21 protein-coding genes and 1 riboswitch are annotated in these 20,645 nt (G+C 73.2%); of the genes, 9 read left to right on the top strand and 12 right to left on the bottom strand.

The genetic code is table 11. The annotated features are described in order from the left end of the window. Positions 1-15: 15 nt before the first annotated feature. Entirely contained in the window at positions 16-600 is a 585-nt protein-coding gene (locus ACIBF7_RS31045; protein WP_397198747.1) for a TetR/AcrR family transcriptional regulator, read from the top strand. 39 nt (positions 601-639) lie between these two features. After that, the gene (locus ACIBF7_RS31050) at positions 640-1,272 is read left to right on the top strand and encodes a class II aldolase/adducin family protein (protein WP_397198748.1); all 633 of its coding nucleotides are present in this window, start codon (positions 640-642) and stop codon (positions 1,270-1,272) included. Here the strand turns inward: ACIBF7_RS31050 and ACIBF7_RS31055 are convergent. Then, positions 1,244-2,821 (bottom strand): DUF885 domain-containing protein, encoded by a 1,578-nt coding sequence (locus ACIBF7_RS31055; protein ID WP_397198749.1) that lies wholly within the window; start codon positions 2,819-2,821, stop codon positions 1,244-1,246. The two genes, ACIBF7_RS31050 and ACIBF7_RS31055, sit on opposite strands and share 29 nt — an antisense overlap. A 22-nt stretch (positions 2,822-2,843) precedes the next feature. Here ACIBF7_RS31055 and ACIBF7_RS31060 point away from each other — a divergent pair, with 22 nt between their 5' ends. The 5 genes from ACIBF7_RS31060 (at position 2,844) to ACIBF7_RS31080 (ending at position 6,224) form a co-directional block, all read left to right on the top strand. After that, positions 2,844-4,073 (top strand): DUF4032 domain-containing protein, encoded by a 1,230-nt coding sequence (locus ACIBF7_RS31060; RefSeq protein ID WP_397198750.1) that lies wholly within the window; start codon positions 2,844-2,846, stop codon positions 4,071-4,073. Between the two features lie 171 nt (positions 4,074-4,244). Next, positions 4,245-4,622, top strand: a complete 378-nt coding sequence (locus ACIBF7_RS31065) for a roadblock/LC7 domain-containing protein (RefSeq protein WP_271277185.1) — start codon at positions 4,245-4,247, stop codon at positions 4,620-4,622. 3 nt (positions 4,623-4,625) lie between these two features. After that, positions 4,626-5,426 carry a hypothetical protein gene (locus tag ACIBF7_RS31070; RefSeq protein WP_397198751.1) on the top strand — a complete coding sequence of 267 codons (801 nt, stop codon included), beginning with the start codon at positions 4,626-4,628 and terminating at the stop codon, positions 5,424-5,426. Between the two features lie 29 nt (positions 5,427-5,455). Further along, positions 5,456-5,830, top strand: a complete 375-nt coding sequence (locus ACIBF7_RS31075) for a roadblock/LC7 domain-containing protein (protein ID WP_148029615.1) — start codon at positions 5,456-5,458, stop codon at positions 5,828-5,830. Positions 5,831-5,852: 22 nt separating this feature from the next. Next, positions 5,853-6,224, top strand: coding sequence for a hypothetical protein (locus ACIBF7_RS31080; RefSeq protein WP_271277187.1), 372 nt, complete (start codon positions 5,853-5,855; stop codon positions 6,222-6,224). 126 nt (positions 6,225-6,350) lie between these two features. On the opposite strand, the gene ACIBF7_RS31085 is transcribed toward ACIBF7_RS31080, so the two are convergent. The 3 genes from ACIBF7_RS31085 to ACIBF7_RS31095 form a co-directional block, all read right to left on the bottom strand. Further along, positions 6,351-7,214 (bottom strand): alpha/beta fold hydrolase, encoded by an 864-nt coding sequence (locus ACIBF7_RS31085; RefSeq protein ID WP_397198752.1) that lies wholly within the window; start codon positions 7,212-7,214, stop codon positions 6,351-6,353. Between the two features lie 38 nt (positions 7,215-7,252). Continuing rightward, the gene (locus tag ACIBF7_RS31090; RefSeq protein WP_397198753.1) at positions 7,253-8,098 is read right to left on the bottom strand and encodes a hypothetical protein; all 846 of its coding nucleotides are present in this window, start codon (positions 8,096-8,098) and stop codon (positions 7,253-7,255) included. A gap of 185 nt (positions 8,099-8,283) precedes the next feature. Further along, a riboswitch (cyclic di-AMP (ydaO/yuaA leader) is annotated at positions 8,284-8,421 on the bottom strand. 154 nt (positions 8,422-8,575) lie between these two features. Next, positions 8,576-8,776 (bottom strand): DUF5302 domain-containing protein, encoded by a 201-nt coding sequence (locus ACIBF7_RS31095; RefSeq protein WP_397198754.1) that lies wholly within the window; start codon positions 8,774-8,776, stop codon positions 8,576-8,578. A gap of 160 nt (positions 8,777-8,936) precedes the next feature. Here ACIBF7_RS31095 and ACIBF7_RS31100 point away from each other — a divergent pair, with 160 nt between their 5' ends. After that, entirely contained in the window at positions 8,937-9,959 is a 1,023-nt protein-coding gene (locus tag ACIBF7_RS31100; protein ID WP_397198755.1) for a rod shape-determining protein, read from the top strand. A gap of 6 nt (positions 9,960-9,965) precedes the next feature. Here ACIBF7_RS31100 and ACIBF7_RS31105 read toward each other — a convergent pair whose 3' ends face one another. Next, complete coding sequence (locus ACIBF7_RS31105) at positions 9,966-11,153, bottom strand: erythromycin esterase family protein (RefSeq protein ID WP_397198756.1); 1,188 nt, start codon at positions 11,151-11,153, stop codon at positions 9,966-9,968. Positions 11,154-11,167: 14 nt separating this feature from the next. Then, positions 11,168-11,353, bottom strand: coding sequence for a hypothetical protein (locus tag ACIBF7_RS31110; protein WP_222708829.1), 186 nt, complete (start codon positions 11,351-11,353; stop codon positions 11,168-11,170). 170 nt (positions 11,354-11,523) lie between these two features. Here ACIBF7_RS31110 and ACIBF7_RS31115 point away from each other — a divergent pair, with 170 nt between their 5' ends. Beyond that, on the top strand, positions 11,524-12,339 hold the full coding sequence (locus tag ACIBF7_RS31115) for an SAM-dependent methyltransferase (protein ID WP_271280427.1): 816 nt from the start codon (positions 11,524-11,526) through the stop codon (positions 12,337-12,339). Here the strand turns inward: ACIBF7_RS31115 and ACIBF7_RS31120 are convergent. The 6 genes from ACIBF7_RS31120 to ACIBF7_RS31145 all read right to left on the bottom strand — a co-directional run bounded on the left by ACIBF7_RS31120 (position 12,336) and on the right by ACIBF7_RS31145 (position 20,596). Continuing rightward, positions 12,336-12,917: a DJ-1/PfpI family protein gene (locus tag ACIBF7_RS31120; protein ID WP_271280428.1), complete on the bottom strand. Its 582-nt coding sequence runs from the start codon at positions 12,915-12,917 to the stop codon at positions 12,336-12,338. The two genes, ACIBF7_RS31115 and ACIBF7_RS31120, sit on opposite strands and share 4 nt — an antisense overlap. Next, on the bottom strand, positions 12,917-13,861 hold the full coding sequence (locus ACIBF7_RS31125) for a GlxA family transcriptional regulator (RefSeq protein ID WP_397198757.1): 945 nt from the start codon (positions 13,859-13,861) through the stop codon (positions 12,917-12,919). Before ACIBF7_RS31125 ends, ACIBF7_RS31120 begins: the two co-directional genes overlap by 1 nt. 66 nt (positions 13,862-13,927) lie before the next feature. Beyond that, positions 13,928-14,872: a hypothetical protein gene (locus ACIBF7_RS31130; RefSeq protein ID WP_148029608.1), complete on the bottom strand. Its 945-nt coding sequence runs from the start codon at positions 14,870-14,872 to the stop codon at positions 13,928-13,930. Beyond that, positions 14,869-17,670: an AAA family ATPase gene (locus ACIBF7_RS31135; RefSeq protein WP_397198758.1), complete on the bottom strand. Its 2,802-nt coding sequence runs from the start codon at positions 17,668-17,670 to the stop codon at positions 14,869-14,871. The genes ACIBF7_RS31130 and ACIBF7_RS31135 overlap by 4 nt, the downstream gene beginning before the upstream one ends. Beyond that, positions 17,670-18,809 (bottom strand): exonuclease SbcCD subunit D, encoded by a 1,140-nt coding sequence (locus tag ACIBF7_RS31140; protein ID WP_397198759.1) that lies wholly within the window; start codon positions 18,807-18,809, stop codon positions 17,670-17,672. The genes ACIBF7_RS31135 and ACIBF7_RS31140 overlap by 1 nt, the downstream gene beginning before the upstream one ends. An 11-nt stretch (positions 18,810-18,820) precedes the next feature. After that, on the bottom strand, positions 18,821-20,596 hold the full coding sequence (locus ACIBF7_RS31145; protein ID WP_397198760.1) for an ATP-binding protein: 1,776 nt from the start codon (positions 20,594-20,596) through the stop codon (positions 18,821-18,823). Positions 20,597-20,645 lie beyond the last annotated feature (49 nt).

Here is a 20,645-nt window from a genome sequence, read left to right on the forward strand (position 1 = left end):
GAAGGGGGCATGCCGATGCCGAAGATCGTGGACCACGACGAGCGCAGGCGCGAGGTGCTGTCAGCCGCCCGCCGGGTGATCGTCAGAGACGGCATCGACGCCGCCACCACCCGCGCCATCGCCAAGGAGGCCGGCTACTCCAACGGTGTCCTGGCCCACTACTTCACCGACAAGGACGAGATCCTGCTGTCGGCGCTGAGCCAGTCCCATGAGCGCATCCGCGACCGGCTGGCCCGCAAGGTCGAGGGCGTCTCGGGGCTGGCCGCGCTGCGCGAGCTGCTCCTGGACAACCTGCCGCTCGACGCCGAGCGCACCCAGGAGACCCGCCTGGAGGTGAGCTTCTGGAGCCGCAGCCTGGCCTCCGAGCGGCTGGCCGAGGTGCAGCGGTCGGAGGCGGCCGAGCTGCGCGCCGCCGTGCGCGACCTGCTCGGCCAGGCGAGCGCGGCGGGCGAGCTGACCACCGGGCAGAACCTCGACGACGTTGCGGAGCACCTGCTCGCCCTGGTCGACGGCCTGAGCCTGCACCTGCTGCTCTATCCGGACCGGCTGCGCCGGGTCGACCTGGAACGACTCCTGCTCCAGCACCTCGACGGGCTCTGATTCGTTGCCGCATTTCGGACGACCGACTACATTGCCGCCATGAGCCTCCGCGAGCAGTTGTGCGCGTACGGCAGGCGCGCCGTCGAGCTGGGCCTGGTCATCGGGACGTCGGGCAACCTGAGCGTGCGCGAGGGCGACCGGGTGTCGGTGACCCCCTCCGGGGTGGCGCTCGACCGGCTGACCCCGGAGTCGTGCCCGGTCGTGGACCTCGACGGCCACCTCCTGGAAGGTGACGCGCAGCCGTCCTCGGAGACGCCGATGCACCTGGCGATCTACCGCACCACCGACGCGCGCGCGGTGGTCCACACCCACTCGGTGTTCGGCGCGGTCGTGGCCACCACGAAGACCGAGCTGCCGCCGATCCACTACAACGCGCTGATGCTGGGCGGGGTGGTCAAGGTCGCCGAGTACGCCACGTACGGCACCGACGAGCTGGCCGCGAGCGTGCGGGCGGCGCTGGAGGGCAAGCGGGCGGCGCTGATGGCCAACCACGGCGGGGTGACCATCGGCGCCACGCTGGAGGAGGCGTTCGAGGCCACCCGGCTGCTGGAGTGGCTGTGCGAGGTGTACGTGCGCGCGCTGGGCGTGGGCGAGCCGGCCGTGCTCACCGACGCGCAGCTCGCCGCCGTGGTCGAGCGCGCGCTCAACCCTCCGGAGTTCCCCCGCCGTTGAGCGCCCGCTCGGCGAGCCCGGTCGGCAGCCCGCCGGAGCCGGCGATCCGGTCGTGGAAGGACTTCAGCGAGCCGGTGTACGACGCGCGGATCCGCTCGATCTCGATGGCGCCGGTGAGGTACGAGGGCGCCTGGGTGGGCCAGGCGCAGTAGCGGCTGACCTCGCCCTGCGCGGTGCCGGGCGACAGCGACGCCTTGGTCGCCATGAACGTCTCGGCCTCCTCGGTCGTCATGTCCCCGCAGTGCAGCGCGGTGTCCACGACGATGCGGGCCGCCCGGAAGATCCGGAAGTCCAGGTGGGCCAGCTCGGTGGCGGGCGTGCCGAAGTAGCCCTGCTCGTGCAGGAGCTTCTCCACGTACAGACCCCAGCCCTCGGTGAAGTACGGGGTGCGGAACACCTTGCGCGCCGGGTGCGGGTTGGCGGCCAGGGTCGCCAGGTGCCAGTGGTGGCCGGGGTAGGCCTCGTGGACCGCGATCGACGGCATCTGCGCCCGGCTGTTGGTGCGCAGCCGCTGCCGCACCTGCTCGGGCGTGAAGTGGTCGGGGGTGTACGGCACGAAGAACACGCCGGTGCGCGAGCTGCTGAGCGGCGGCGGCGCCAGGTAGTGGGCCACCGCCACGACGGGCCGGCTGTAGACCGCCGACGGCAGCACCAGGCACTCCTCGCTCTCGGGGAACGTCACCAGGTCCCGCTCGCGGACGAACTCCCTGGCCCGCAGGGTCTCGGCCTCGTACTCGGCCCGCATCCCCTCCAGTGTGCCGGGGTGGTCGTCCATGAGCGTCTCCATGGCGGCCCGCCAGTCGGGCGAGCCGCTCACCCGTACCGTGACCTCGCGCATCCGCCCGTCGAGCTCGTCCCAGGCGGCCCGGCCCTTCTCGTGCAGCTCGGCGGCGCCGTACCCGAGCAGTTCCCGCTCGCGCAGCAGGCGCGAGTAGAGCCGCTCGCCCATCCGCCAGGTGCCGCCGCACCGGAAGCCGTCCAGGAACGCGACCAGTTCGTCGAACGCGGCGGCGGCCGGCTCGGCGGCCTCGGCGAGCCGGGCCCGCAGGTCCGGGTCGCCGACCATGCCGGGGACGGTCTCGGTGAGGAAGGCGCGCCCGGTGCGCGCCTGGCCGAGCCCGCGCCGCACGATCAGCGGCGCGGCCAGCTCGGGGTCGAGGTTGGCCCGGCAGGCGGCCAGCACGCCGGGCACCTCGGCCAGCCGGGAGATCGCGGCGGCCACCAGCTCGGGCTCCGGCCTGAGCCGGTGCTGGAACGGCGTGAACAGGGCCGTGAAGACGGCCGACAGGTAGACGGCCGGGTCGCGCCGCCAGTCGGGCCACTCCGCCAGCGCGACCGCGCCGCGGAGCTGGGAGATCACGAGGTCGCGGTCGATCGGGTCGCCCGTGTCGCCGGCCTCCAGCCGCGCCAGCCACCAGGCCTCCTCGCGCTCGCGCTCGGCGAACGCGGCGGCGGAGAAGTCGCCGAGCGTGTGGTCGTAGCCCTCGGCGCCCAAGGTGCTCGCCAGGACCGGACGCCGGGAAAAGTACCACCTGAGAAACTCGTCCACCGATGCACCATATCCTTGGCGGATGCCCCTTCAGATCACCGGCGCGTTAGGCGATCCCGACCTGATCCGGCTCCCCTGGGAGCTGCCGCTCGCGGAGTGGCCCCAGCACCACCTCGTCGACCTGCCGCGCGGCATCTCGCGGCACGTCGTGCGGTTCGCCCGGCTGGGCGGCAAGGTCTACGCGATCAAGGAAATCAGCGAGCGATACGCCAGGCGCGAATACCAGCTCCTGTGGGACCTGGCCAGGCTGGACGCGCCCGCCGTGGAGCCGGTCGCCTACGTCACCGGCCGCGAGGAGGGGCTGGACGCGGCACTGATCACCCGGCACCTGCAGTTCTCGCTCCCGTACCGGGCCGTGATGTCCGGGACGCTGCGTCCCGACACGCTGACCCGGCTGATGGACGCGCTGGTCGTGCTGCTGGTGCGGCTGCATCTCACCGGGTTCTACTGGGGCGACTGCTCGCTGTCGAACACGCTGTTCAGGCGCGACGCGGGGGCGTTCGCCGCCTACCTGGTCGACGCCGAGACCGGCGAGATGCACCCGATGCTCAGCGACGGGCAGCGGCTCGGCGACATCGACGCCGCGCACCTGAACATCTTCGGGGAGATGCTCGACCTGGAGGCCGGCGGCCTGCTCCATCCGTCGATCGACCCCATGGACACCGCCGAGGACATCGTCAGCCGCTACCACCGGCTGTGGGCCGAGCTGACCCAGGACGAGATCATCGAGGAGGTCGACTGGCACCGGGTGGAGCAGCGGATCCGGCGGCTGAACCTGCTCGGGTTCGACGTGGCCGAGATGATGGTGCGGCGCAAGGTCGGCACCGGCCGGCTGATCGTCCGGCCCAAGGTGGTCGACTCCGGGCACCACCAGCGCCGCCTGCTGCGGCTGACCGGCCTGGACGCGGAGGAGAACCAGGCCAGGCGGCTGCTCAACGACCTCGACGGGTTCCGGGTCGCCGTGGGGCTGCGGCACGAGGACGAGGCGATCGTGGCGCACCGCTGGCTGGCCGAGGTGTTCCAGCCGACGATCGCGGCCATCCCGGCCGGGCTGCGCGGCAAGCTGGAGGCGCCGCAACTGTTCCACGAGATCCTCGACCACCGGTGGTACCTGTCGGAGGCGGCCGGGAGCGATGTGGGACTGGCCGCGGCGGTCAGGTCGTACGTGGCCAACGTGCTGGTCTTCAAGCCCGACGAGAAGGCGCTCCTTCCGGACGAGGCGACGGAACCGAATGCGAATAACCTTCCCTGAGGCCTTTGTCATTTCCTCATAAATCGCGGGATTATCCCTCTCAGTAGGGTTTTTCTTCGCCTCAGCCGTAGACAACTTCATCTCGGTACGGCTCACGTTATCGCCGTTCATTTCCGTCTCTTCTGGCATCCCTAAGCTGTCCGCGTCCGCATGACGGCGAGGGAGGCCACCGTGCTCGCACTCGACAGCTGCCTGACCGAAGTCATGGCCATACCGGGAGCGCTCGACGCGATGCTCGTGGATCACACGAGCGGCATGGCCGTGTCCTTCAGCGGGCAACCCCGCGGCGTGGACGCCGACAAGGCGGCCGCGGCCCTGACCGAGATGCTGCGGGCCAGCATGGACGGGCTCTCGCGGGCCTGTCCCGGCGACACCGTGCGCATCGGCGACCTGCTGATCAGCACCGACCAGGGACACCACCTGATCAGGCTGATGGACACCCTGTTCGAGGGGCCGCTGGTGATCTACGTGCGCCTCGACATGGAGCGGTCGAACATCGCGCTGGCCCGCCACCGGCTGCGCGCCATCTCCGAGCAGCTGCTGGCGTGACCGATGCCGTCGCTGGACACGCTCCTGGCCGGCCTCGCCAAGGAACGGGCCACCGGTGCGCTGCGGGTGGGCCGCGCCGGCACCGTCTACCTCGACGACGGGCGCATCACGTACATGACCTGCGCGCAGGTGCCCGGCGCGGAGCGGCTGCTCGCGGCCGGTGGCCGCGTGCCGGAGTCGGCGCTGCGCAGGCTGCAGGCCGACGGCGGCACCGAGCGCCTGCTGGAGGAAGGCCGGGTCACGCTCGGCGAGCTGCAGTACTGCGTGCTCGGCGCGGTGCTGGACGCGGCGTTCTTCCTGCTGCCGGTGACCGGCGCGCGGCCGAAGTTCCGGCCCGGCGAGGGGCACTGGCTCGGTGGGCGCTGGTACTTCGACGTGCCCGGCCTGGTGCGCGAGTGCGCGCGCCGCCGGGCGCGGCTCGCCGAGACGTGGCCGCGGGCCGACCTGGACACCTCCCCCGTACGCGCCGCGCCGCGGATGCCCGGGCAGAGCGTGACGCTCAGCGACGTGCAGTGGGAGGTGGCGATCGGGGCCGACGGCGAGGCCACTCCCCTGGAGCTGGCCAAGCGGCTGGGCCGGTCCGGTTACGCGGTCCTGCTGGCGGTGCGCAGGCTGGCGGCGGCGGGCCTGATCGTCGCGGCCGAGGAGACGGAGCCGCTGCCCAGGCGGGTCAAGCGGCTCGACGTCGCCCGGCACAGGGCGGACGCCACCGCCGGCGGCCCGCTCGGCCCGGTCGTCACCGGGGATCCCACGGACATCGAGCTGCTGCTGCGGCTCAGGAAGGCGTTGGAGGAGCTGTCGTGAGGTTCCCCTCACGCAGGAGGAGGCCATCTGTGGAACTGCGTCAAGAGGTGCTCAAGGAGATGGTTCTCCTGCGCGAACGGACGGCCGACGTCAAAGGGAGCGTGGCCTCCACCATCGACGGGCTGACGATCGCCTGCGACCTGGCGGAGGACAGCAGCGAGCACGTGTCCGCGCTGGCCGCGGCGCTGCTCGCGATGAGCCGGCGCATGATGATCCTGGCCGGGCGGGGCGACCTGGAGGAGACGCTCGTCTCCGGCAGCGCGGGCCACGCCGCGTTCTACGCCGCCGGCCCCACTGTCGTCCTCACAGTCCTGGCTGAGCCCGGCGCCAACCTCGGGCTGCTCCGGCTGGAGGGGCGCAAGACCGCCGCCGCGGTGGCGGCGGTGGCAGCAGGCAAGAAGTGACCATTCCTGATCGGAGGAAAGCATGGCCAGCATGGACATCTCTCTCAAGGAGATGATGGCGATCGACGGCTCGATCGGCGCCGCCATCGTGGACCACGGCAGCGGCATGGCGCTCGGCGCCCTGGGCGGGTCCAAGGACCTGGACCTCCAGGTCGCCGCGGCCGGCAACACCGAGGTCGTCAAGGCGAAGCTCCGGACGATGGACTCGCTCGGGCTCAACGACGCCATCGAGGACATCCTCATCACGCTCGGCGGCCAGTACCACATCATCCGGCCGATCTCCGGGCGCGGCGGCAAGGGCCTGTTCCTCTATCTGGCCCTGGACCGCGGCCGGGCCAACCTGGCCCTGGCCAGGCACCATCTCAAGGGCATCGAGGAGAAGCTGGAGGTCTGACCCCTCCCCCGGGAACCCGGCGGCACGCGTCCGGGCGCGGCGAGCGCGTGCCGCCGCCGGGGCGCATCTCGCGAGCGGCAGCCTCCCGGCGCCTCGCGAGGTGCGCCCCTTCCAACGGTCCCGGGATCAGCGGGCCGGGCCCGCGTGACCGGCGGTGAGCTTGGTGACGGCCTCGACGAGTTCCGGCCAGAGTGCCCGCGGGAGGTCGTGCCCCATGCCGGGGAAGACCTTGAGCTCGGCGCCCGGGATGGCCGCCGCCGTGGCCTGCCCGCCGGAGAGCGGGATGAGCTGGTCGTCGGCCCCGTGGACGACCAGTGCCGGGACGTTGAGCCGGGTGAGGGCCTCGGTCCGGTCGGGCGACGCCATGATGGCGGCGAGCTGCCGGGCGAACCCCGCCGGGTCGTGGCCACGGTCGAACGCCTGCCCGGCCAGCCGCTGGACACGCTCGCGGTCGAGCTCGTACCCCGGGGAGCCGATGACCGACCAGGTCGCCAGCGCCTGGGTCATGGCCTCCTCCCGGGTGGTCACCGGCTTGGCGAACAGGACCGATCGGGCGGTCTCGCTCGGCGGGGCGACCGCGCCACCGGGGGTCGACATGATCGAGATGAGGGTGAGCACCCGCTCGGGGTGCCGGATGGCGAGCGACTGGGCGATCATGCCGCCCATCGAGGCGCCCATCACGTGCGCGGCCGGCCAGCCGAGGGCGTCCATCAGCCCGGCGGTGTCCGCGGCCATGTCGTCCAGCAGGTAGGGCGCCGGCTTGCCCGGTGCGGGCGCGCCCGCCTCGTGGAGGTGGGTGGACAGCCCGGCGTCGCGGTTGTCGAACCTGACGACATGGTGCCCCTGCTCGGCGAGCTGCTCGCACAGCTCGTCGTCCCAGTGAATGAGCTGGGCGCCCAGCCCCATGATCAGGAGGAGCGGGCGCCCGTCGGGAGAGCCGAAGCTCTCGTACGCGATGTCGATTCCATGAGCCGATGCGGTCGAGGTCACGGCCCTAGAATGACATTCTAATCGTGGTGACGCAAAGGTCAGCGGCGCACGAGCTTGCGGATGCGCTCGCGGCCCAGCACCAGGCCGCCGCCGACGAGGATCACGCCGCCGGCCACGGCGGCTCCCGCCACGTTGCTCCGCTCGGTGGCCGCGGCCGCCTCGGCGCCGCCGGCGGCGGGCTGCGGCTCGGCCGGGGCCTTCACGAGGTTCACCGGGTCGGCCTTCACGGGGCTGGTCTTCACGGGCTCGGCCTTGTTGCTGCCGGACTGGCCGGCGACGGCCTTCTTCTCGTCCTTGTCGTCCGCCTTGTCGTCCGCCTTGTCCCCGGCCAGGACCGGCGGGGCGGCCGGGTTGCGGTCCATGCGCTTGTAGGCGCCCTCGGAGAAGGCGACCGGGTGGTTCTTCAGGCCCAGGCCGTCACCCCACTTGGTGATGACGTACTCGACCTCGATGTGGCCCTTGCCGCCGTTGCCGTCCACCATGAGCGTGCGCGGGTTGAACGTCCCGCCGGTCAGGTCGGCGAAGGTCTTGCCGTCCAGGTCGAGCATGATGCCCTTGCTGGACGGGACGCCCGGGCCGCGGTCGCCGACGAAGAACGGCGCCTTCTTGCCCTTGTAGACGACGTAGCCCTCGGTCAGCAGCGGCCAGCTGGGGCTGGCGGCCATGCCTTTCTGCATGGGCTTGCCGCTGGCCGGCAGACCGGTGTCACCCGCGCGGCCGGAGCCGTCGTCCCAGAAGTAGGAGGCCGTGGTCTCGCCCTTGAGCAGGATCTTCTCCGTGCCCTTGTCGGTGTCGGCGTGAGCGGCGGCGCCGGAGCCGAGCGCCAGCGTGCCGGCGGCGGCGACGATCGCGGCGATGGAACGCATGCTGAAACGAACAGACATGAAAAACAGAAGTCCTTTGTGAGGCAACAGCAAAGATGCGCTCGCGGAACGACGTAGCCGGGCATCAAGCCGTACGGACGCTACGGTGGGAGCGCGAAAGGAAGATCAGGAAATGGTGCCGCTCAATCGGCGGCCGATGACATCCCGCGGTAGGGGGGACGGGCGCGGTGATTCATCACAGGAAAACGTCCTCTCCATCTCGCCTACCGGGTTAGCTGACGGGTTCGGACGTGGAGATGCCCTACCGGCCGCATGGGCCGGATTCACCCCAGAAGGTGGGTCCCCGGTTCCCGCGGGGGAGCGGGATTCGGCGCCAGGCAGCCGCCTCTTCCTGGTGAAGAGCCAAGGTCACTGCCTGGTAACGCCGACCAATCTAGCGAGCAAATCGGACAAACGCAAAGGTAAGCCCATGATTCGGGCGAAGATCTACCTAGAAAAAGGGGGTACGGCATGCCGTACCCCCTTGAACACCCAGATTCAGCCGCCGCTCTTGCGCCTGAAGGACCGCTTGCCGGCAGCCGGGCCGTGAGTTCCGTGGATCTTGGAGTGGTCGGCTCCCCTACCACCGCCGCCAGATCCCGCCTGCTGGCCGCGCTTGCGCTCCAGTGCCTCACGGAACTTGCGCTTCATCTCGTCCTCGGGAGTCTCGTCGACTTCCGGCTCCGGGGTTTCCGCCATGAGGGCCTCCTGATGTGCGTACAGCCTCCAGCTTCGCACGCAGGCCTTGACAGCGCATAACCGGGATCATCGGCGGGACGCGCGCCGGCGACTTGGTGTTGCCTTGACCCGATCCAGGAAACACCACGGACATGCAGCTCTACCCCCCGGAGCCGCGGCGGTGAGCCCGCTCGCGTTCCTCGGCCGGGATCTCGCGATCGATCTCGGCACGGCCACCACCCAGATCTACGCCCCCGGCCTGGGCGTCGTGCTCAACGAGCCGTCGATGGCGGCGGCCTGCGCGGCCACGGGCCGCACGCTCTTCGGCGCGGACGCGTACGCGGCGTGCTCGGCCGCCGGCGGGGCGGGCACGCGAGCGGTACGGCACGACGACGGGATCGCCCGCTGGCCGGTGCGCGAAGGCGGCGAGCTCGCCGGGCGGCTGGTCAAGCACTTCCTGAGCAAGGTGCACGGACACCCGTACGCCCGGCCGCGGCTGGTGATGGCGCTGCCCGACGGCGCCCCGCCCATCCTGAGCTCGGCCGTGCGCGACCTGGCCTACGAGGCGGACGCCAGGCGGGTGTACCTCGTCGAGCACGCCGTCGCGGTGGCGCTCGGCGCCGGGCTGCCGGTGACGGAGCCGGCCGGGCGCATGATCGTCGACATCGGCCCTCACCTGACCAGGATCGCGATCCTCGCCTGCGGCGCCGTCGTCGCCGCCGGGACCGTCCACGCCGGCGGCGACGCCGTGAACGCGGCGATCGCCGCCCTGGTCGCCCGTGAGCACGGGCTGCTGGTCGGCGAGGCGGAGGCGGAGGCGGCCAAGCTCCGCGCGGGCCCGTCCTGGAAACCGCTGGACCGGCACGTGCTCGTCCGCGGCCTCGACCCGGAGTCGCGGCGCGAGCGGGTCGCGTGGCTGCCCGTCCAGCAGTTGTACGAGGTCACCCGGGCGCCGGCCGACGCCATCGCCCGCGCGGCGGCGACGGCCCTGGAGCGCTGCCCCGCCGAGCTCGCCGCCGACGTCGCCGCGCACGGGGCGGTGCTGACCGGCGGCGGCGCGCTGCTGCGCGGCCTGGCCAGACGCCTGCGCGCCGCCATGGGCGTGCCGGTGCGGCGCGCGGACCGGCCCGTCGAGTCGATGGCACTCGGCCTCGGCCGCTACGCCGACCGCCTGGGCGCCATCGGCCCCCGGCCCCCGCTGTGACAACCCTTACAGCGGGGTCGAACAGGTGCCGTGCGCGATGTAGGCGAGCCCGTCGAAGGCGGCGCCGAGCACGGCCGGGGTGAAGGTCAGCTTGTACGAGAAGCGCCCGGCCGTGGCGCCGTAACCGCGCACGTACTGCTGCTCGCCCAGCCACCGGGTCACCGCCTCGGGCCTGGGCCCGAGGCGCAGGTCGACGACGTGATCGCGGGGGCAGGCGGCGGCCAGCAGGGATTCGGCCACGTCGGGCCTGCCGGCGGCGGGCACCCGGTGGCGCACCGGCGGCCGCCGCACGTCGGGCCTGCCGAACCGGAGCCGCCTGGCCCGGAACTCACCCTGTCCGAACAGCAGGCCGAGCGCGTAGTAACCGGCGCCGTGACGCTGACGCAGATGATCTCCCATGACCGGAGCACCGAGGCGCGCGTAGTGGCCGGCGGCCACGTGACCGTTGTGCGCCCAGACGGCGACCTTCGCGGCCGGGTCCTCCAGCAGCCGGTCGACGTTGTCGGCCATGAACTGGTCGCGGGCCGCCCCGGCGGTGCGCGCCCCGTCGGCGTCGCGCATCGGCCGCGTGACCAGTGTCGCGAACTGCCGCACGGTCCTGGCGTGCGCCTCCTCCGGCCCGCCGGCGCCCACCTCGTCGGCCAGCCTGCGGGCGGCCGCCTCGATCGCCGGGTCGAGCGGCTCCCCCACTCCCAGGCGCGTCTCCCCCAGCACCGCCAGCGGCCCGAGCAGCTCGCCGGCCCGCTCACCCAGGTGAGCGCGGAGCCACCGCAGCGACGCTGCGGGGAACTGCGGGTCGATCCCGGCGAAGCGCACCTTCGGCTCGGCGGTGCGGTTGTGCTCGCGCATCCACTCCACCACGGCCAGCATCTCCCGCGTCCGCCACGTCCAGAACCCGAGGTCGGCCAGCAGCCGCTCCGGCTCCCCCGCCCCGCCCAGGACGTAGGCGTCCAGGGCCTCGGACGCCGACACGCTGGCCTCCATCGCCAGCACGGTGAACCCCAGCTCCTCCACGAGGAACCGCAGCAGCCGGTGCTTGAGCAGGAAGAACTCCCGCGTGCCGTGGGTCGCCTCCCCCAGCCCCACCACCCTGACACCGTCGAGGACCTGTCGCAGCGGCTCCAGGCCGGCGACCGGCCCGCGCGGGTCGAGCCCGTCGAGCGGGACGGCCCTGGACGCGAGCCAGCCGGTCACCTCGGCCGCTCCCGTCACGACCTGTCTCGGAGACTGGCCAGGGCGAGCACCAGGCCGAGCACGCCCAGCGCGACGCTCACCACCGTCAGCGTCGCGCCGTCGAGCCAGAGATGCAGCAGCCCGAAGTCGCGGTCGAAGAACTGGCGGGCCACGAACCCGCCGAACCCCTGGATCATGAGAATGACTCCGATGAACCCCATGCGGGCAACGCTGGCACCCCCGGCGGGCCCGCCGCATCGGACCAAAGTATCGCCCGCATCAGCCCTTGGCCCATACCGCCCAGCCGGATCACCTCTTTCTAGAGGATAAAGATCCGTTCGTCACGAAAAAGCACTACATTTGCGGCAGAGGCTACGTGGAAGGCGAGGACATGGCGCAGCTTCCGGGGCAGATTGACCCCAACGTGCCCAGTGTGGCCCGCATGTACGACTACTACCTGGGCGGCAAGGACAACTTCCCCGCCGACCGGGAGGCCGCGGAGCAAGTCATCGAGCTCGCCCGCCAGACCGGTTCCGACATCCGCGAGGTGGCCCTGGCCAACAGGGGATTCCTCATCCGGAGCGTGCGGCACCTGGCCCAGTCCGGCATCCGGCAGTTCCTGGACATCGGGACGGGCCTGCCGACGCAGGACAACGTCCACCAGGTCGCGCAGCGGGTCGCCGCGGACTCGAAGATCGTGTACGTGGACAACGACCCGATCGTGCTCGCCCACGCCCGCGCCCTGCTGGCCGACAACGCCGAGACGATCATCGTCCAGGGCGACCTGGCCGAGCCCGACGCCATCCTGGCCGCCGCCGAAGAGCATCTGGACTTCTCCCGGCCCGTGGCCGTGGTCGTGGCGGCCGTCTTCCACTTCTTCCACGACGACGACCAGGTGGCCAAGATCGTGGCGGCCCTCAGGCAGCCTCTGGTGTCCGGCAGCTATCTGGTGGTCTCGCACGGCTACATCGAGCCCGGAGAGAGCGAGGCCTCGAAGGTCGACGGGGTCCGCGGCGTCTACCAGCGCAGCACCTCGGGCGGCCTCGCCTGGCGCGGCAGGGAGGACCTGCTCGCCCTCTTCGAGGGTCTGGAGATCCTCCCTCCGGGTGTGGTGCCGGCCCAGAAGTGGCGCAACAACGACGACCCGTACCCGTGGCCTGGCCTGGTCAAGGGCGGCGTGCTCGGCGTCGTCGGCCGCGTCCCCTAGACCGGCGGGGCCGGGTCGTACTGGATGTAGTGGCGGGTCTCCTTGGCGCGCTCGGTGCCGGCCAGCCGGGCCACCAGGTGCAGCGCCATGTCGATGCCCGCCGACACTCCAGCGGCGGTGATGGTGTCGCCGTCGTCCACGAACCGGTAGCCGGGCCGTACCTCGATCGTCGGGTCCAGCTCGGTGAGGGTGCCGATGGCCGACCAGTGGGTGGTGGCGGGGCGGCCGGCGAGCAGGCCCGCGGCCGCGTACGCCAGCGACCCCGTGCACACGCTCGTCAGCAGCGGCACGGTGGCGCGCCGGTCGCGGAGCCAGGCCAGGTGCTCCTCGTCCTTGAGCAGCGGCCGGGTGCCGCGCCCGCCCGGGTGCAGCAGCACGTCCAGCGGCCCGACGTCGGCCATGCCGTGCTCGGCGACCAGCCCCAGACCCTTGGCGGCGCGGACCGGACCGGCCTCGCGGGCGAAGGCGACCACCTCGGCCTCGTCCGGGTGGGCGGCGGCCCAGGAGGCCAGCACCTCCCACGGGCCGACGGCGTCCAGCTCCTCGACGCCCTCGAACAGCAAGATCCCGATGCGCATCAGTGGCTCCTCGTCATGCGGAAGTGGCGGCGGTACTGCCCCGGGGTGACCCGCAGGCTCCGCCGGAAACAACGGTGCAGGGTCTCGACCGTGCCGAACCCGCAGGCCCTGGCGACGGCGTCGAGCGTGTCGTCGGTGGTCTCCAGCAGGCGGCGGGCCGCCTCCAGCCGCACGGACTCGACGAAGGCGGCGGGCGTGCGGCCGGTCTCGGCGGTGAAGACGCGGGTGAAGTTGCGCTCGCTCATGTCCGCCCGGCGGGCCAGCGCGGGCACGGTGAGGTCCTGGTCGGGGGAGGCGGTGATCCAGGCCAGCAGATCACGCAGCGGCTCGCGGGCCGGCCGCCGCGCTTCGAGCTGGGCGGAGAACTGGGCCTGCCCGCCGGGCCGCTGGACGAACATCACCAGGTGGCGGGCGATCCGCCGCGTCTCGTCCGCCCCGAGGTCGTCCTCGACGAGTGCCAGCGCCAGGTCGATCCCGGCGGTCACGCCCGCCGAGGTCCACACGTTGCCGTCCTGGACGAACAGCGCGTCCGGATCGACGACGACGGACGGGTGCCGCGCGGCCAGCCGGTCGCACGACGACCAGTGGGTGACGGCCCGCCGCCCGTCCAGCAGCCCGGCCTCGGCCAGCAGGAACGCCCCGGTGCACACCGACGCCACCCGCCTGGACCGCCCGGCCGCCTCCCGCAGCCAGCCGATCAGCCGCGCGTCGGCGCACGCCTCGGGCGTGCCGCGCCCGCCCACGACGACGAGCGTGTCGATGGCGCCGTCGCAACCGGCGACGGTCGCGGTGGGCACCACGGCCAGCCCGCCCGACGCGGGGACCGGCCCCTCCGCCACCGCGACGGTCTCGATCGCGTACGGTCCGGCCTGGTGGAACACCTCGTGCGGCCCGGTCAGATCCAGGATCTGGAACCCGGGAAAGATGACGAAGACGACGCGCACGTCTTTTATGCTCCAGGGCCGCCCGTCATGGCGGCAAGGACAGGAAAGTGACGATTTCCGCCAAGATCAACTACGTGCGGCCGTGCGCAGCGCCCGGTAGAGCAGCCGGGAGTCGCCCAGGTGGTGGCGCAGGAGCTTCTCCAGGCCGCCGATCGGCACCAGGTTCTGCGGGGCGCGCGGATCCTTGTAGTCGACGCCGGCCAGCGGCGGCAGGGCCAGCGTCACCGCGTCGGCCAGCGCCGCCGCCTCCGCGGGGTCCAGCTCGGCGCTCGCCTCGCAGCGCACGATGCCCGCCCACGGGGTGACCGCGTGCACGGGCAGCCGCACGTACCAGGCGTGCCGCCGCCAGCTCGTGCCCATGAGGAACACCGGCGTGCGCTGGCCCGGCGCCAGCGAGGCCACCACCGCCGACTGGGCGGGCGGCAGATAGGCGATGTGGTGGGTCTTGATGTAACCGATCGTGCGCGGCAGATGCCCGCGCCCGCGCAGCGGCCCGTCGACCAGCAGCAGGTCGTCGGCCATCCCGCGGTGACGGACCGACAGCTCCACCTCCAGCTGGGTGACCTGCCGCTGCAGCGCCAGCGACAGCTCCTCCGCCGTCGAGTCGGCCGCCCTGCCGGGGCGGTAGGTGGCGTGCGCGGTCTTCACCTCGGGCGTGTACGGGGAGGCGCTGATGAGCGCGCGGTGCACCTCGATGTCCGCCAGGTCGGCGCCGTCGGGACCGCACCGGACGATCCCGGCGGCGTACGAGGCCGCGATCCCCGGCACCGGCATGGCCGTGTCGGGGTCGTCCACCCACACCCGGGCGTCGATCCGGCGCACCCCGTCGGCGACCAGCAGCGTCTCGGGGGCTCGGGCGTCGGGGCCGGGGGTGACGGGCTTCCAGTCGCCGGACGGCCGCTCGATGTCGAGCACCAGCTCGGCGCTCGTGGCGCCCAGCTCGGAGAACGCCTCGGCGGCCAGCGCCGCCGCGTAACCGGGGTCCCAGGGATCGACGGAGAACGCCGTCACGGCCCCACCTTCCGCACGTGCGAGCCCTTGGTGTCGCGGCGGACCTCGAACCGCACCGGCACCCGTTCGGCCAGCGCGGGGACGTGGGTGACGACGCCGACCATGCGCTCCTGCCCGGCGGCGAGCCGTTCGAGGGTGGTGGCGACCGTGTCGAGGGTGGCCGGGTCGAGCGTGCCGAACCCCTCGTCGAGGAAGATCGAGTCGAGGCCGCGCGCGACCGCGTCGGACAGCGCCAGCGCCAGCGCGAGGGCCGCCTGGAAGGTCTCGCCGCCGGACAGCGTGCGGGCGCTGCGCCGCATCCCGGCCTCGGCGTGGTCGATGACCTCGATCTCGGTACGGTCGCTCAGCGCGAGCTCGTACTGGCCGTCGGACAGCTCACGCAGCAGGCCGGAGGCGGTGGTGACGAGCACGGCGAGGGCCTCGGCGCACAGCCAGCGCTCGAAGGCGTTCGCGCGCAGCCGCAGCGCCAGCTCGTGCGCGACCTTGGCGGCGTGCTCCTTCGCGGCGAGCTCCTCGGCCAGTTCGGCGGCGCGTTCGCGGGCCTCCCTGACCCGCTCCAGCCGGGACTCGACGCGGGCCACCTCGCCGGCGACGGCCGCGCCGAGCTGCTCGGGGGTGCCTTCGCCGGGCAGCGGGACCTCGTGCTCCCGGAGGCGCTCGGCGAGCCTGGCGCGTTCGCGGGAGAGGCCGGCGGTGGCGGCGGCGAGCTCCTCGTCGCGCTCGGCCAGCGCGGCGGTGGCGGCGCGGGCGGCTTCGTCGCGCCAGGCCAGCAGGTCGGTCCAGGCGCGGTGCAGGTCGTCGCGGGCCAGCGGGGGCGGCGGGTCGTCGTGCGAGCCGAGCGCGAGCAGCCGGTCGCGGGCCGTCTCCAGCGTCCGCCACGCGTCGGCGGCCCGCCGGTCGGCCCGCTCCGCCTCCGTCTGCGCCTGCCGCAGCCGGGAGCGGGCGGCCCTGACGGCGGTGCGGGCCTCGGCGGCCACCGCCTCCGCCTTGCCGATCGCGGCCAGCCTGCCCTCGACCGCCGCCCGGTCCACGGCCGGTGGCAGCGCGGCCAGCTCCGCCTCCAGCCTGGTCACCTGGGTGGCGTACATCCCCGCCGACGTCTCACCCTTCGCGTACGCGGTTCGCGCCCGCTCGGCCTCCTTCCGCGCGGCGGCCAGCGCCCCCTCCGCCGCCCTGATCTCCGCGGCCCCAGGCGCCCGCACCACCACCCGGGACGCCCCGGCGCCCGCGTGGGCATGCACAGCCGCACCCGCGCGGCTCCCCGCACCCGCGTGGCTCCCCGCACCGGCGTGGCCCCCGGCACCGGCGCGGCTCCCCGCACCGGTGTGGCTCCCCGCACCGGCGTGGCCCCCCGCACCGGCGTGGCCCCCCGCATCGGCGTGGCCCCCCGCATCGGCGTGGCCCCCCGCATCGGCGTGGCCCCCGGCACCGGCGTGGCCCCCGGCACCGGCGCGGCTCTCCGCACCCGCGCGGCTCTCCGCATCGGCGTGGCCCCCTGTACGGGGATCTTCCGCGCCGGCGGTGGTCGCGGCGGGGGTTCCCGAGGCGGCGGAGCCCGTCGGGGCGGTCGGCCGCGGGGGTGTGTTCTCTCCAGGGGTGGGGCGGAGGCAGACGGGGCAGGGGTCGCCGGGGGTGAGGCGGGAGGCCAGGTCGGCGGCGGCGTGGGCGTCGCGCAGCCGGTCGCGGCGCCGATCGGCCTCGGCCATGGCGCTTTCGGCTTCCTGGAGCGCGGACCTCAGCGACTCCAGGGACTCCGCCGCGGAACGGGCCTGGGCACGGGCAGACTCCATCTGGGCGGTGAGCCGGTCGCGGGAGTCGAGCGCGGTCAGCGCGGCCTGGGGACGCTCCCGGCCGCCCAGCGCGGCCAGCGCCTCGTCCGCCTCGTGCTCGTCTGCCTCCAGCGTGGCGACCTCGTCGAGGAGGGACGTCACCGCCTCCGCGGCGGCCCGCCGGGCCGACGAGAGCGTCGCCACCCCGTCGGGCATGCGCGGCGCGGCCAGGGCCGCCTGCCGCTCGGCCACGGCGGCGCGCTCGCGGGTGGCGCGGCGGATCTCGGACTCGCGGGCACGCAACAGGTCGAGGTCGGCGTCGAGGGTCGCGGCCAGCCGCCGCAGCGCGGAGAGCCGCCCGTCCAGCTGCTCCTCCAGCTCGGCCGTCGCCCCCGACAGCTTGCCCAGCTCGTCGCGGGCCAGGGAGGCGGAGGTCCTGGCCGTCTCCTCCTCGCGCACCGCCCGCTGCCTGATCGCCTCGTACACGTCGGCGTCGAGCAGCTGCACCAGCAGGTCCTGCCGCTCGCGCGGCGCGGCGTGCAGGAACTCGGCGAAGCGCCCCTGCGGCAGCACGACGCACTGGGTGAAGAAGCGGTATTCGAGCCCGGTCACCCGCTGCACCTCGGCCGTGACGTGCTCGCCCTCGGCGAGCGGCCTGACCACGGCCTCCCACGCCTCGCCCAGCGGCACCCCGCCGGCCAACTCGTCGATGCGCGCCTCTTTGGTGCGGACCGTGCCCTTGCCGTCGCGGACGAGCGCGCGGACCACCCCGTAGCGGCGGCCGTCGCTCTCGAACAGCAGCGCCACCTTCCCCGCCGCGACGGACGGGGCCAGCGCGTGGGCGATGACGTTCTCCCTGCCCCAGCGCGGGACGGTGCCGTAGAGCGCGAAGCAGAGCGCGTCGATGATCGTGCTCTTGCCGGCCCCGGTCGGCCCGGTCAGCGCGAAGTAGTCGACGTCGGAGAAGTCGACGTCCACCGGGTCGCGGAAGCTGCCGAAGTGGTCGAGTCGCAGCAGCAGCGGGCGCATCAGCCGGTCACCTCGTCGTACAGCCGGTCGAAGAGCGTGGCCACCTGTTCGTCGGCGCGGCCGGTCGCGGTCAGGTATTCGCGGAACAGCTCGCGCGGGCTGCGGGCGGGCGAGCGCGACTCCCGCACGGCGGCGACGGGGCGGAAGCGCTCGTCCAGCGTCACGTCGATCGCGCCAGGCAGCAGTTCGCGCACCTGGTCGGCGAGGCCGACGCGGGGTTTCTCCTCGACGACCACCCGGAGCCAGTCGTCGCCCTGTTCCAGGGACTCCAGCCGGTCGAGCGTGCCGCGCACCGTGCGCAGCCTGCGCGGCGAGCGGAACACGACCTCCTCCACGACGGCGGGCCGGCCGGGCGCGACGTCCACCAGCAGGGCGCCGGGCAGGTTGCCCTCCTCGCCGAAGTCGACGGCGATGGGCGAGCCGCTGTACCAGATGGGACACGGGCCGGGCAGCTGCTGGCGGCGGTGCAGGTGGCCGAGCGCGGCGTACTGGGTGGACGGCGGGAAGGCGGTGGGCTCGAAGTAGTACGAGAAGATCGACTGGGCCTCCCGTTCGCCACCGCCGAACCGGCCGCCGGGGAGCGTGCCGTGGGTGGTGATCAGGTTGACCGTGTCGTTCTCGAAACCCGCGGTGAGCGCGGCGATCAGCTCGGCGATGCGGGCGGCGTAGTCGCGGTTGTGCTCGGCGGCGGTGCCGGCCAGCACCTCAGCGGCACGCACCACGTAGCGGTGTGACAGGAAGGGCAGCACGGCGAGCCGGACCGGCTCGCCGGTGCGGGCGGTGAAGGAGAGCGTGCCGCCCTGGTCGGGGCGGCGGAACGCGCCCACCACGTGCAGGCCCAACTTGCCGAGCAGCGGCCGGTAGACCTCGAACAGCTGCGGGTTGTCGTGGTTGCCCGCCAGCACCACGACGTCGCGGCCGCCCTCGCGCAGCGCCATCAGCGCCGGCAGCACGAGCTGCTGGGCCTCGGTGGTGGGCGCGGAGGTGTCGAACAGGTCGCCGGCCACGATCACCAGGTCGACGTCCCGCTCGCGGGCGGTGGCGACCAGCTCGCGCAGCACCTCGCGGTGCTCGTCGAGGCGGGAGCGCCCCTTGAGCACCTTGCCCACGTGCCAGTCGGCGGTGTGCAGGATCTTCACGAGTCGACCTCTCAGAAGGGCGGGATGTCGTCTTCGACGCCGGGCAGCCCCTGGAACGGATCGGCCGACGCCTCGGCGGGGGCGAGCGCCTCGGACGGGCGGGTGGCCCAGGCGGGGAACGGGAAGGCGACGACCAGCGGCACCGGGATCTCGGGCTGGGCCACGAACATGGTGCCGGGCCTGGCGATGGTGGCCCGGTCGCGGACGGCCGGGGGCAGCCAGCCGTACTCGGATCTGGCGGCCTCGGCGGTGTCGAGCCGGCCCGCGACGCGCACGGCGCTGTTGGCGACGATGCGGCGCTCCACCTCGGAGGCGGTCTGCTGGGCGCCGATGAGGATCACGCCGAGGCTGCGCCCGCGCTCGGCCACGTCGAGCAGGATCTCCTTGATCGGCGAGTCGCCTTCGCGCGGCGCGTACTTGTTGAGCTCGTCGAGCACCACGAACAGCAGCGGCTTGGCGGTGCCCGAGGACTCCTTGCGGTGGAACTCGCCGCGCAGCACCACGCCGACCACGAACCGCTGCGCCCGCTCGGGCAGGTTGTGCAGGTCGACGATCGTCACCTGGGCGCTGGAGGTGCTGACCGAGTGGTTGCGGTAGAACGGCAGGTCGCCGCGGATGATCGGCGACAGCGCGCGGACGGCGCTCCTGAGCCGGCGCAGGAAGGCGTTGACGGTGCCGAGCGGGGTCTGCGCGCCGGTCCACTGAGGGCGGCTGCCCTCGTCCTGGAGCTGGTCGGACAGCAGCTCGACCAGGTCGGAGAAGGTGCGGCAGGAGGTGCCCTGGATCATCACGGCGCCGCCGTCGCCGACCGGCTCCGCCCACGCCTTGAGCCGGGCCGCCACCTGACCGACCAGCAGCGAGTAGCCGGCCCGCTCGTCGTCGGCGTCGGCGAACGCGAAGCGCAGCAGCTCGTCCTGGCAGAACTCGACGAGCGTCCAGTAGAAGGAGCTGACGCCGTGGGTGCGGGCGGAGACGTGGGGGACGCCGTTGGGGTCGCCGGGCCGGGGCGGCGCGAACACGTGGACGCTGCCGAACGGCTTGGCCGGCAGCCCGAGCCGGCCGTAGACGGCCTTGGCCGGCTCGTCGAGGCGGACGTTGTCCTGGTCGAGGAAGAGCAGGTCCTCGCCCTTGACCGAGAAGATCAGCGCCTTGGTGTTGGCCGCCTCGCCGCCCAGCACCCCCGAGTTGAAGATCGAGTAGAGCAGGAAGGTGGCGAACGAGGTCTTGGTGGCGACGCCGGAGACGCCGGAGATCGACACGTGGGCGCCGCGGGTGCCGTCGAGGAAGTCGAAGTTGACGTAGAGCGGCTGCCCGTCGCGGCCCACGCCGAGCGGCACCCGGCGCTCCATCACGTCGAAGTAGAGCGCCTGGTCGCGGTCGCCCGCCCCGGCGAGATAGACCGTGGCCCCGGGCAGCGGCGGCACGAACACCTCGGGCTCGACCCGGGTGACCCGCACCTCGGCCACCTCGACCACCGCCGCGGGCAGCGCCCCTTCGGCGATCAGGAACACGTCGGAGTCGTACGCCGCGCCTTCGTGACGCGCCTCCACGGCCGTCACCACGCCGGCCATCACCAGCGGCCCGTGGCCGGGCACCTCGCGTTTGGTCACCACCACGTCGTCGAGCTGCACCACCTTGCCCGGCTCCAGCCCGATCCAGAACGACAGCGGCGAGGCGGCCTGTGTGCCCAGCACCCGGCCGACCGCCCCCGCGGCCACGGAGGCCACATCGACGCTCGTCATCCCGTTGACCGTCACGAAGCCCTCCACCCCCATCAACGCCTCCATGCAGGGTAATGGGCCAGGGTGACAGAAGTCCCCCGTCAAGGAGCACGCG

The organism is Nonomuraea sp. NPDC050478, assembly GCF_044458265.1.
In the GTDB taxonomy this organism is placed as follows: domain Bacteria; phylum Actinomycetota; class Actinomycetes; order Streptosporangiales; family Streptosporangiaceae; genus Nonomuraea; species Nonomuraea ferruginea.

Bases quoted from the DNA above. Each gene is read 5' to 3' on its own strand.
- ACIBF7_RS31070 (WP_397198751.1), top strand. From the start codon at position 4,626: ATGCCGTCGCTGGACACGCTCCTGGCCGGCCTCGCCAAGGAACGGGCC.
- ACIBF7_RS31060 (WP_397198750.1), top strand. From the start codon at position 2,844: ATGCCCCTTCAGATCACCGGCGCGTTAGGCGATCCCGACCTGATCCGG.
- ACIBF7_RS31110 (WP_222708829.1), bottom strand. From the start codon at position 11,353: ATGGGGTTCATCGGAGTCATTCTCATGATCCAGGGGTTCGGCGGGTTC.
- ACIBF7_RS31090 (WP_397198753.1), bottom strand. From the start codon at position 8,098: ATGTCTGTTCGTTTCAGCATGCGTTCCATCGCCGCGATCGTCGCCGCC.
- ACIBF7_RS31045 (WP_397198747.1), top strand. From the start codon at position 16: ATGCCGAAGATCGTGGACCACGACGAGCGCAGGCGCGAGGTGCTGTCA.
- ACIBF7_RS31095 (WP_397198754.1), bottom strand. From the start codon at position 8,776: ATGGCGGAAACCCCGGAGCCGGAAGTCGACGAGACTCCCGAGGACGAG.
- ACIBF7_RS31050 (WP_397198748.1), top strand. From the start codon at position 640: ATGAGCCTCCGCGAGCAGTTGTGCGCGTACGGCAGGCGCGCCGTCGAG.
- ACIBF7_RS31115 (WP_271280427.1), top strand. From the start codon at position 11,524: ATGGCGCAGCTTCCGGGGCAGATTGACCCCAACGTGCCCAGTGTGGCC.
- ACIBF7_RS31120 (WP_271280428.1), bottom strand. From the start codon at position 12,917: ATGCGCATCGGGATCTTGCTGTTCGAGGGCGTCGAGGAGCTGGACGCC.
- ACIBF7_RS31080 (WP_271277187.1), top strand. From the start codon at position 5,853: ATGGCCAGCATGGACATCTCTCTCAAGGAGATGATGGCGATCGACGGC.
- ACIBF7_RS31135 (WP_397198758.1), bottom strand. From the start codon at position 17,670: ATGCGCCCGCTGCTGCTGCGACTCGACCACTTCGGCAGCTTCCGCGAC.
- ACIBF7_RS31145 (WP_397198760.1), bottom strand. From the start codon at position 20,596: ATGGAGGCGTTGATGGGGGTGGAGGGCTTCGTGACGGTCAACGGGATG.